The 10190-nt window shown below is 62.9% G+C and carries 11 protein-coding genes and 1 tRNA gene; 7 read left to right on the top strand and 5 right to left on the bottom strand.

All coding sequences use genetic code 11. The features are described from left to right. The 4 genes from DL899_RS15045 to DL899_RS15060 all read left to right on the top strand — a co-directional run bounded on the left by DL899_RS15045 (position 1) and on the right by DL899_RS15060 (position 3027). Positions 1–432, top strand: a complete 432-nt coding sequence (locus tag DL899_RS15045; protein WP_111735185.1) for a universal stress protein — start codon at positions 1–3, stop codon at positions 430–432. Positions 433–645: 213 nt separating this feature from the next. Further along, positions 646–719, top strand: a tRNA-Gly gene (locus DL899_RS15050). A gap of 111 nt (positions 720–830) precedes the next feature. Next, positions 831–2627, top strand: coding sequence for an ABC transporter transmembrane domain-containing protein (locus DL899_RS15055; RefSeq protein ID WP_111735186.1), 1797 nt, complete (start codon positions 831–833; stop codon positions 2625–2627). A 61-nt stretch (positions 2628–2688) separates the two neighbouring features. Continuing rightward, positions 2689–3027 carry a RidA family protein gene (locus DL899_RS15060; RefSeq protein ID WP_111735187.1) on the top strand — a complete coding sequence of 113 codons (339 nt, stop codon included), beginning with the start codon at positions 2689–2691 and terminating at the stop codon, positions 3025–3027. A gap of 10 nt (positions 3028–3037) precedes the next feature. Here DL899_RS15060 and mnmH read toward each other — a convergent pair whose 3' ends face one another. Continuing rightward, on the bottom strand, positions 3038–4093 hold the full coding sequence (mnmH, locus tag DL899_RS15065) for a tRNA 2-selenouridine(34) synthase MnmH (RefSeq protein ID WP_111735188.1): 1056 nt from the start codon (positions 4091–4093) through the stop codon (positions 3038–3040). A 114-nt stretch (positions 4094–4207) separates the two neighbouring features. On the opposite strand from mnmH, the gene selD reads away from it, so the two are divergent. Beyond that, on the top strand, positions 4208–5263 hold the full coding sequence (gene selD / locus DL899_RS15070) for a selenide, water dikinase SelD (protein WP_111735189.1): 1056 nt from the start codon (positions 4208–4210) through the stop codon (positions 5261–5263). Between the two features lie 324 nt (positions 5264–5587). On the opposite strand, the gene DL899_RS15075 is transcribed toward selD, so the two are convergent. The 3 genes from DL899_RS15075 to DL899_RS15085 are packed head-to-tail and all read right to left on the bottom strand — an operon-like array spanning position 5588 to position 7667. Next, positions 5588–6211, bottom strand: a complete 624-nt coding sequence (locus tag DL899_RS15075; protein WP_111735190.1) for a class I SAM-dependent methyltransferase — start codon at positions 6209–6211, stop codon at positions 5588–5590. A gap of 4 nt (positions 6212–6215) precedes the next feature. Next, positions 6216–6971: a CDP-diacylglycerol--serine O-phosphatidyltransferase gene (pssA, locus tag DL899_RS15080; protein ID WP_111735191.1), complete on the bottom strand. Its 756-nt coding sequence runs from the start codon at positions 6969–6971 to the stop codon at positions 6216–6218. A gap of 3 nt (positions 6972–6974) precedes the next feature. After that, on the bottom strand, positions 6975–7667 hold the full coding sequence (locus DL899_RS15085; RefSeq protein ID WP_111735192.1) for a phosphatidylserine decarboxylase: 693 nt from the start codon (positions 7665–7667) through the stop codon (positions 6975–6977). Positions 7668–8192: 525 nt separating this feature from the next. Between DL899_RS15085 and DL899_RS19445 the strand changes: the two genes are divergently transcribed. Together DL899_RS19445 and DL899_RS15090 are read left to right on the top strand one after the other, a co-directional pair. Beyond that, on the top strand, positions 8193–8345 hold the full coding sequence (locus DL899_RS19445) for a hypothetical protein (RefSeq protein ID WP_162685599.1): 153 nt from the start codon (positions 8193–8195) through the stop codon (positions 8343–8345). Further along, positions 8345–9271, top strand: a complete 927-nt coding sequence (locus tag DL899_RS15090) for an ankyrin repeat domain-containing protein (protein ID WP_111735193.1) — start codon at positions 8345–8347, stop codon at positions 9269–9271. The genes DL899_RS19445 and DL899_RS15090 overlap by 1 nt, the downstream gene beginning before the upstream one ends. Positions 9272–9453: 182 nt before the next feature. On the opposite strand, the gene DL899_RS15095 is transcribed toward DL899_RS15090, so the two are convergent. Then, the gene (locus DL899_RS15095; protein ID WP_162685600.1) at positions 9454–10041 is read right to left on the bottom strand and encodes a hypothetical protein; all 588 of its coding nucleotides are present in this window, start codon (positions 10039–10041) and stop codon (positions 9454–9456) included. Between the last annotated feature and the right edge of the window lie 149 nt (positions 10042–10190).

Consider the following 10190-nt stretch of genomic DNA (forward strand, 5'->3'; position numbering starts at 1 on the left):
ATGTTCAAACGGATACTTCTTGCCGTCGATATCAACGCGATGGAAGGGGCCGAAAGGCTGGCCGAGGCGACCCGCCTGTTGGCGGGGACATCCGGCGCGGAAATCCACGTCGTCAACGTGGTGCCCACCGTCGGCATGCCGATGGTCGGTGCCGCCTTTGGGGCCGACCACAACAAGGCGATGCTGGCAGAGGTAAAGACCGCGCTGGAAGAGTGGACCGCGCGCGCCCTGCCCGAAGGGGCCAGGGCGCACCTGTTGCAGGGCACGATCTATGACTGCGTGATCCGGCTGTCGAAACAGATCGGCGCCGATGCCATTGTGGTGGGCGCGCACCGCCCCGAACTGCGCGACTACCTGGTCGGGCCGAACGCGGCGCGCATCGTGCGCCACGCCGAGCAATCGGTACTGGTGGTGCGTCAGGCCGGGTCGTGAACCGCTAACGCGTCCTGCGCCGGGTCAGATCCGTTGCCCGCCCCGCCCCCCGAGCGGCGTCTCTTCTCTGGCAGGCCGGGCGAGGTGCCAGGTCAGGCCTGGGGCGCGGACTTTTCCGATTGAACGAGACATGTTCCGGCGCACGGATCGCGACGATTGGTGATGCGGTACTTGACCCCGGTTGCGCCATCAAATATTCGTCGGCGCGAACGGGCGGGCGTTGTGTAGTGGTAAGACCTCAGCCTTCCAAGCTGATGACGCGGGTTCGATTCCCGCCGCCCGCTCCAATCTTTCCGCGCAGGATCGCGGGCCGCGCCCATTCGCCGCGCGGATCCTGCCCTTGACCCTTCGGTGCCGGGCGGTCATGAAGCGCCCGACAGCATGACCGGGGTGACACGATGGTGCGCAGGGCGGACGCGGGCGCGGAGATCGAGGACAGGCAGAAGGCCAGTAAGGTCAACGCGCTGGCCGAGTTGTGGCCTTTTGTCAGGCCCTACCGGTTGCTGGCGCTGGCGGCGGTTCTGGCGCTGATCCTGACGGCGACCGTTTCGCTGGTGCTGCCGATGGCCGTGCGCCGGGTGATCGACAATTTCGGCACCGAAGACGGCGCCCTGCTGGATCAGTATTTCATTGCCGCCATTGCCATTGCCGGGCTATTGGCGCTGGGAACGGCGCTGCGCTATGCGCTGGTATCCAAGCTGGGCGAACGTGTCGTGGCCGATATCCGCAAGGCGGTCTTTGACCGGGTCATCGGCCTGAGCCCTGCGTTCTTCGACAACGTGATGACGGGCGAGGTTCTCAGCCGCATCACCACCGATACCACCCTCATTCTCAGCGTTATCGGCTCGTCGATTTCGGTCGCGCTGCGCAACGTGCTGCTGTTCATCGGCGGGCTGGGGCTGATGCTGATCACCTCGCCCAAGCTGGCGGCGCTGGTGCTGCTGATCGTGCCGGCGGTGATCATCCCGATCCTGACGCTGGGGCGCCGGCTGCGGGTGCTGAGCCGCGAAAACCAGGACTGGATCGCGGTCAGTTCCGGCAACGCGTCAGAGGCGCTGTCGAGCGTGCAGACGGTACAGGCCTTTACCCACGAGGTCGCCAGCCGCGCCCGATTCTCCGAGGTGACCGAGGAAAGCTACTCCGCCGCCAGCCGGCGTATCCGCACCCGCGCGGTGATGACGGCGATCGTGATCTTCCTGGTATTCACCGGCATCGTCGGCGTGCTGTGGATCGGGGCACGCGACGTGCGCGCCGGCGAAATGAGCGTCGGCATGCTGGTGCAGTTCGTGATCTATTCCGTGCTGGTGGCCGGCGCGGTGGCGGCGCTGTCGGAAATCTGGGGCGAGCTCTTGCGCGCCGCCGGGGCGACCGAGCGGCTGATCGAGCTGCTCAATGCCGAGGATCGGGTGCAGGACCCTGCGCATCCGCGCCCATTGCCTAGGCCGGTGCGCGGCGAAATCGGGTTCGAGGATGTGCATTTCGCCTATCCCGCGCGGCCCGGCGCGCCGGCGCTTGACGGGTTCGATTTGCACATCGCGCCGGGTGAAACCGTGGCCCTGGTGGGGCCGTCGGGGGCAGGCAAGACCACGATCATCCAGCTTATCCAGCGCTTTTACGACCCCGATCAGGGGCGTGTCACGCTGGACGGCGTGGCCTTGAACGAAATGGCGAGGGCCGATTTCCGGCAGGCGATGGCGCTGGTGCCGCAGGACCCGGTGATTTTTGCCGCCTCAGCGCGCGAGAACATCCGCTTTGGCCGGCTCGATGCCTCCGATGCCGAGGTCGAGGAAGCCGCGCGAGCCGCTGCCGCGCATGATTTCATCGCCGCGCTGCCCGAGGGGTATGACACCTACCTGGGCGAACGCGGCGTGATGCTGTCGGGCGGGCAGAAACAGCGCATCGCCATCGCGCGGGCAATCCTGCGCGACGCGCCGGCGCTGCTGCTGGACGAGGCGACATCGGCGCTCGACGCCGAAAGCGAACGCGCGGTGCAAGAGGCGGTCGAGGCGCTGGCGAAAACCCGCACCACCATCATTGTCGCCCATCGCCTGGCGACGGTGAAAAAGGCCGACCGCATCGTGGTGATGGACCAGGGGCGCATCGCCGCGCAGGGCACCCATGACAGCCTTGTGGCCGAGGGTGGGCTTTATGCCCGCCTGGCGCGGCTGCAGTTCACCGACGGGCAGGTCGCCTGACGCGCACGCCGCCGGTGACGGGCCTTTTAAATCGAAATACCAAGGGAAAGCAGAGGCAGGTATGATCGAACGCATCGGAACCGGCACCAGGATGAGCAAGATCGTCAAGCATGGCGGCGTTGCCTATCTGTGCGGGCAGGTCGGTGACGGCGCCACCGTGGCCGAGCAGACCCGCGACTGCCTGGCCCGCGTCGATGCCTTGCTGGATCAGGCCGGATCGTCGCGCGAACGTATCCTGCAGGCCGTGATCTGGCTGGCCGACATGGACGATTTCGCCGAGATGAACGCCATCTGGGATGCCTGGGTGCCCGAGGGCCACGCCCCCGCCCGCGCCTGCGGCGAGGCCAGGCTGGCCAACCCCGAGCTGAAGCTCGAGATCATCATCACGGCCGCCTGCTGATTGCCAGTGATCAGGTGGCGGCCTCAATCGCCGCCGCGATGCGCCCGGCCAGCGTGTCCTGCGCCGCATCGTCCAGCGTATCGGTCGTCAGTCGGGCAATCACCTGGCGTTCCCGTCCCTTGCGCGAGCGTTCATAGGCCGGGTCATAATGATCTGCCGCCAGCGAGCGGCACAGCGCCACCCGTTCGCCTGCGGCGATCAGCTTTTCCCAGTCATCGACCAGCGCGTGACCGCGATGATGGCGCAGCGGCGCCAGCCGGGTGCGCAGGGTTTCGGCATCGGACAGGATGTCGTCATAGGCCCGCGCCAGGTAGTGCGCCCGCGCCTCTATCGGGGCGGCGATCTCGATCCAGGGCGCGAGTTTCATCCCCTCCCACAGCGACGGGGGCAGGATCAGCGTACCGATCTTGCTGCTTTCGGCCTCGACGATGACGGGGCGGGCAGGGTCGAGCCGGTGCAGGGCAGCGGCAAGGCGGGTTTCGAACCCCTTTTGCGAGGGCTGCCCGCCGGGCATCTGCCCCAGCAGCGAACCGCGATGGTTGGCCAGCCCTTCGAGGTCGAGCACCTGCACGCCCCGTTCTGCCAGCCGCGGCAACAGCGCCGTCTTGGCGGTGCCGGTGTGCCCGCCAAGCTGGATCAGGCGGTGGGGCAGGGGGTTTTCATACAGCAGTCCCGTCACCAGCCGGCGATAGGTGCGCCAGCCGCCGGGCACGACCTCGGCCCGCCAGCCGATCTGTTGCAGCATCCAGGCAAAGCTGCCCGACCGCTGCCCGCCGCGCCAGCAATAGACCAGCGGCCGCCAGCCACCGTCATGGCCCGCAAGCGGCCCCTCGATATGCGTGGCGGCATTGTGAAAGACCAGCGCGGCGCCGATCTTGCGCGCGAGAAACGGCGATTGCTGCTTGTAGATGGTGCCGACGCGGGCGCGTTCCTCGTCGTCGAGCACCGGCAGGCTGATCGCGCCGGGGATGTGATCCTCTGCGTATTCCGACGGGCTGCGCACGTCGATCACGGTGTCGAAACCGTGGTCGAGGAAATCGTCAAGCGTATCGAAACGGCGGGTCATGACTGCGGTGTAGCGCCGGCGGGCCTGAGGGGGAAGGGGCAGCCCTGTCAGCGACGTTGCCGGGGATGCGCTTTGGCGCTAAGACCGGCACGCCACCCGTGACAGGAGACAGCCATGAGCGCCGATGAATCCGCCACCGTTCCGCTGACGCAACTCGCCCATGGCGGCGGCTGCGGCTGCAAGCTGTCGCCGGCGGTTTTGCGCGAACTTATCGCCGCCGCCCCGGCAACGGCGGCCTTTCCGCAGCTTCTGGTCGGCAACGGGTCCAGCGACGATGCCGCCGTCTGGCGCCAGCCTGATGGCACCTGCATCATCGCCACGACCGATTTCTTCATGCCGATGGTCGATGACCCGCGCGAATTCGGCCGCATCGCCGCCACCAACGCGCTGTCGGATATCTATGCGATGGGCGGCAGCCCGGTGATGGCGTTGGCGGTGCTGGGGATGCCGCTGGGCAAGGTGTCGGTCGCGGACACTCGCGCCATCCTCGAAGGCGGGGCAGAGATTTGCACGCAGGCGGGCATCCCGGTCGCCGGCGGTCATTCCATCGACTCGGCCGAGCCGATTTATGGCCTTGTCGCCATCGGCACCGCACCCGAGGCGCGCATTCGCTGCAACGATGCCGCCCGGCCGGGCGATGCGCTGATCCTGACCAAGGGGCTGGGGGTCGGCCTTTATTCCGCCGCCTACCGGCGTGGTCTGCTGGATGCGGGCGATTATGACGAGATGATCGGCTCGATGACGCGGCTCAACCGCGTTGGCGCGATGCTGGCAGAGCGTACCGAGGTGCACGCCATGACCGATGTGACCGGGTTCGGCCTGGGCGGTCACGCGCTGGAAATGGCGCGCGGTTCGGACCTTTCCATCTGCCTTGAGACCGGGCGGTTGCCGCTGCTAGCACGCGCCGCCGAATTCGCACGTGACGGCGTGGTGACCGGCGCGTCAGGCCGCAACTGGGAGAGCTTTGAGGGCGCGGTGACGCTTGATGCCGGATTGCCGGATGAATGGCGGGCTATTGTCACCGATCCGCAGACATCTGGCGGGCTGCTGGTCGCGGTCGCGCCCGACGCGGCGGAAGAGACCCGCGCCATGCTGCATGATCAGGGTTTCGGCATGGCCGAGATCATCGGCCACGCCGAGCCGGGCGAGGGCACGGTGCGGATCGCCTGAGCGGCCCTGTCAGCGTTCAGAACCGCGATCCCGCGGGACGTTTTCGATCTTGGCCTTGGTTTCGGTCATTGGGCGCGCCTCAGCTGTCCGGGTGAAGGCGGCGCTATGCCCGGCCGAACAAACAGATGAGCGGGCATAGCGATATTTAACAGCGCAACGCATCCTGTCCCCTTCGCAGCGAAGTTCGGGCGCGGCGAGGTTCGGGTTCGAGCCCATATCGGTTCGTCATGCCATACGCTGCGAAAGCGCGCTCCGACTCCGCTTTTCTGGATGTGACAACGCGGGTGTAGCGGACATCGCAGTACGGCACCGCCACTGCGGTGATCAGTGATCCAGTTTTCGCAGCGCCAGGAACGTCATCATTTTCATGGGTGGCAAGGACCGTTGTTCTATCACGGCAAGCCCCGGTTGCTTGAGAACGGTGCCGATCTTGAAATCGGAATGCCAGCCAAGAAGATTGGCAAAGGGCGCGCTCATGCGCTCAATCCAGGCAAGGGCGCCCGTTTCCCTTGCAAAGTGATTGGTGATCACGATCAAACCGCCCGGTTTGCAGACCCGCACCATTTCAGCCATGACGCGTTCGGGTTCGGGGACAACCGATATGATGTGCATCGCAGCAATGGCATCGAACGATGCATCCGGAAAATCCAGTGTCCTTGCGTCCATCTGCCTGAGCTGCCGTACATGATCGAGGCCTTGCTGTTTAACCTTGGCCTGCGCCTTGGCCAGCATATCCTCGCTGAAATCAATGCCGGTGACTGACAGGTCTTCGCGGTAGTTCGGCAAAGCCAGACCGGTGCCGACACCAACCTCGAGGACAGTCGTGACATCCTGCGAGTTGATGTATTCGACGGTCTTGCGCCGCCCAATATTCGTGATGGCACCGAATGTGTTGTCGTAGACCGGAGCCCAACGTGCGTAAGAGGTCTTGACGGCTTCTGGTTCCAAGGCGCTATCCTTCGGCTTTCGCGGATTTTTGGGATGAACGGTACGCCCAGATGAGGCACAGCACATAGGCGGCGGAGAGCAGTGTCAGTGTCACCCAGAGAAACGTCAGCAGGGCTGCAGCCAAGGACACAGCGCCCAACAAATAGTATTTCGCCTTGGCGCGATCGATTGTCATGCGCTTGAACGAATATGTCGGGATACGGCTGATCATCAACAAGCCTATGAGGCAAGTATGCAATGCAACAAGGGTGGGCGGCAAAAGCGGCAGGTCCGACACGGCGAACGAAAGGACCATCGGAAACAGCACGAGGACAGCACCGGCGGGGGACGGCACGCCCACGAAGAAATCAGAGCTGGTCTGCTCCGTCGCCAAGCGGCTGCTGACATTGAACCGTGCCAATCGCAGGACGCAGCAGATCGCGTAGATCAAGACGGCGATCCAGCCGACATTTGGCATATCCTGAAGCGCCCAGTTGTGCAGTATCAGAACCGGGGCAACGCCGAAATTCAGGAAATCCGCCAGTGAGTCCAGTTCTGCCCCCACGGCGGTCGGCCGCTTGATCAGGCGGGCGAGACGACCGTCGAGACCATCCAGAACACAGGCCGCCAGCACGAGGTGAACGGCCATTTCATAGTCGTTTTCATAGCCGAACCGGATCGCGGTAAGCCCTGCACAGATCGCCGAGATCGTCAGCAGGTTCGGCAGCAGATAGATGAGGCGCACATCCGACTTGCCCGGTTTGTCAGAGCCATCAGGCATGGGTTAACTCAGCCTCGCTTCGCGTCTCGGTTCCATTCCCGCCAGATCGGCAAGAACAGTTTCTCCGGCGATCATGGTCTGACCCAGGCTCACCAATGGCTCGACCCCATCGGGCAGATAGACATCCAGACGAGACCCGAAACGGATCAGTCCAAACCGCTCTCCCGTCAGGAGTGTGTCGCCTTCGCCTGAAAAACACACGATCCGCCGCGCGACAAGCCCGGCAATCTGTACGACGGCAAGTTGCCGTCTGTCGTCGATCTCGATGCAAAGACTGTTTCGCTCGTTGTCGGCGCTGGCCTTGTCCAGTGAGGCATTGAAGAATTTGCCCGGCCGATACGCAATCGCCGAGATCCGGCCCTTGATCGGGGCCCGATTCACGTGACAGTTGAAGACACTCATGAATACGCTGACGCGAGTCAGGGCCATGTCGGGCATGCCGAGTTCGGCAGGTGGCACCGCCTTTTCGATCAGCGACACGATGCCATCGGCGGGGCTTACGATCAGGCCATCGCGTGTCGGTGTGGCACGGACAGGATCGCGAAAGAAATAGTAGCACCAGACCGTCAGTCCGACCCCAAGCCATCCGAGCGGGGACCAGACAAGAAAAAGACCGAGCGTGATGACAGCGAAAATACCGACGAATTTGCGCCCTTCCGGGTGCATCGGTTTCAGGAATGTGTCGCGCATCTTCATGACGGACCCTCAATGCAGGTTTGGATAGCTGCTGCATATCCGGTAAATTGTACCGCTGAAAGCGACTATACGGCGGTGTCAGACCAATTCGAACCGTCTCAGTAAGGGCAGAATGGCTGTCCCTTATGCTGCGCAGAGACCGCGCCACTCATCGCATGGGCTGCTGACGCCGGGCGAGGCATATGATAGCCGGGCCCCGAACCTGAAAGCCGCCGCCTGAAATGAAACCAATGCGATAGCTTGACCCGGCGGCAAATTGGTCGAAAATTCAGGACCACCTCTGTAGGACCGCCAGTTCTTGATCTTGTAGGTCGGGGCGATGATCTGTTCATGTCCCAAAGCTATCACGCTGGATTCACTGAATGAATCCCAAACTCGATTTGCGCAACAGAGCCCCTTTTGCCTGCAAGCGACAGGTCTGGCATTGTCAGAGGAAAGCATCGGCCGCAACGTGGCCCAGGTATTGGGCAAGGTGAAGCATACCAGCGTCGGCAAGAGCTATTATGTGGATGTGGCGGAAATTACGTGCTTGATGTCGGCAAGCGGCTTACCTTGAAATGCGGACAAAGTGTCATCGTACTCGACGCCAGTGGTGACGTGTCGATCAATGGCAAGGTGGGGCAGATCAATATGGATCAGCTTTTGAAGCTGCTGGCGGATATGGTGAGGATAAACTGATGGCGCGGCGCGGGCGCATCATCGGTTCGATCGCCGTCGCCGCGGTCATCGGTACATTTCCGCTCTACCTTTACATTGACAGGACGTTCATGGCGGAACCGACCTATCGCGCCGACCGGCTGTTTCGGGATCAGACCCCGGATTTCGACCGGAAAATCTATGTGATCGCGCAAGATATCGAACGCGGTGAACGGCCATCGGAGAGTGCGCTGGATCGGCTCGGGGATGACATCGACGCACGGCAGGGCGAAGGCATCACGCTACTGTTCCATGCCGTCGCCTCAGCCAATATCGAGGCGGTAGATGCGCTTCTCGCGGCCGGTGCCGATCCGAATATCACCGATCGGCCGACCCGGTCCGACCGCAGCTTCGCCTATCTGCTGACACTGCCCGGCGGACCGTTGATGGGTGAGGAAAACATCAACAGGATGCTCGCCTCCTACCTGCGTCATGGCGGCGATCCGAACGCGACCTTCGGCGACAAAGCACGTTCCCAGGGCAATCTGATGCAGGGGGTCGCTGTGGCCGGAAACATCGAGGGCCTGAACATGCTTCTGGAGGCCGGAGGGGATCCGTGGAAACCCACTTTCTCGAACGGTAAGGCAGAGGGTAACGCGATGACGGCGCTCGCTTTCGAAATGCGCTTCACCATTTTGGACAGCTTGATAGATCGTGGGTACTTTTCCGATCAACCACAGCGGAAAATCTATGATTTTCTATCTGCTCTCGGCGGATATGCCCAGCGTCGTGACGAGGAAAGCGGAGAAATTCAGCGTATCGCAAAGCGCGTGCTCAAGCGCAATCCTGACTATGTCGAAATGGCGATCTACGACACCGCTACACGCCGTATCTTCAAGGATCACTGGAAAGATCCCGAGCCGGGCGTGATACCTTGGGATGAAATCTTGTCGGACGCGGTCCGATAACGTCATACCGACGATCACAAAAGGTAACGCGAAATGAAATGCCTCTTGGCGGTAAGCCTGTTATCTGTGGATAATATATCTACAAAGATTCGGCCGGCCCGGACGGATTCAAAACGCGTTTTCTGGACCAAATGGCGCGGTATCCACTTACATCTCTGAAAAACAGATGGATATTCATCATATCAGGGCCGAACGGCAGATCCTGCGGGGGATTCCTGTCTGCCGCACAACATGGCCCGGGCGAGCCCCGCAGCCATCACCAGAACTGCGAGCGCCAGAAGCGCGAGGCCGAGTTGGCGCTGATCGCCAAGCAGATAGCGGTTGCACAGCCGCGTCGGCACTGCGAGTTGCAGCCAGCCCATCACCGCCAGCATGGAAATTGCATTGGCCCAGGCGAAGCCGCGCAGCACCGGCCCGGCCTGTATCCAACCCCAGCCGAGCGGCAGCCCGACCAAGGCGACGAGGCAGCCGGCCTTCACCATATCCGGCAGACGCGCGGCGAGCGCTGTGTCGATCCAGCGCGGCAGCAGCCAGAACCCGAGCGCAAGGGCTGCGCCCAGGAGTGTGGGCGCCGCACTCCAGCGCGCCCGGCGAGTATGGGCGAGCGCGGTGCCCGCCAGTGCTCCGGCGGCAATGAGTAGCGGATACTGGACAAGAAGATGAGTTATCAAACGCGCCTGCCAGATCTGTGACAGGGACGGTAGCAGCGCCGTGAAGACCAGGGCAGCGCCTGTGGTGAACCGCAGCGTCCTAGCGTCCATCGTCTGCAAGCGCGCCTAGCAGGCCCTCGCCCCCAACTTCAACAGTTAAACGCGTAAGTGATTGATATTATTGATGCGGGATATCTGCTTTTGCCACAACCGGGCCGTTTCAGGAGGGTGTTTTCAGGCTCAGTGCATCGAAGAGTTCCAATTGCTCC

The organism is Roseovarius amoyensis (assembly GCF_003260265.1).
In the GTDB taxonomy this organism is placed as follows: domain Bacteria; phylum Pseudomonadota; class Alphaproteobacteria; order Rhodobacterales; family Rhodobacteraceae; genus Roseovarius; species Roseovarius amoyensis.

Bases quoted from the DNA above. Each gene is read 5' to 3' on its own strand.
- selD (WP_111735189.1), top strand. From the start codon at position 4,208: ATGAGCGCCGATGAATCCGCCACCGTTCCGCTGACGCAACTCGCCCAT.
- DL899_RS15085 (WP_111735192.1), bottom strand. From the start codon at position 7,667: ATGAAGATGCGCGACACATTCCTGAAACCGATGCACCCGGAAGGGCGC.
- pssA (WP_111735191.1), bottom strand. From the start codon at position 6,971: ATGCCTGATGGCTCTGACAAACCGGGCAAGTCGGATGTGCGCCTCATC.
- DL899_RS15045 (WP_111735185.1), top strand. From the start codon at position 1: ATGTTCAAACGGATACTTCTTGCCGTCGATATCAACGCGATGGAAGGG.
- DL899_RS15090 (WP_111735193.1), top strand. From the start codon at position 8,345: ATGGCGCGGCGCGGGCGCATCATCGGTTCGATCGCCGTCGCCGCGGTC.
- DL899_RS15060 (WP_111735187.1), top strand. From the start codon at position 2,689: ATGATCGAACGCATCGGAACCGGCACCAGGATGAGCAAGATCGTCAAG.
- DL899_RS15055 (WP_111735186.1), top strand. From the start codon at position 831: ATGGTGCGCAGGGCGGACGCGGGCGCGGAGATCGAGGACAGGCAGAAG.
- mnmH (WP_111735188.1), bottom strand. From the start codon at position 4,093: ATGACCCGCCGTTTCGATACGCTTGACGATTTCCTCGACCACGGTTTC.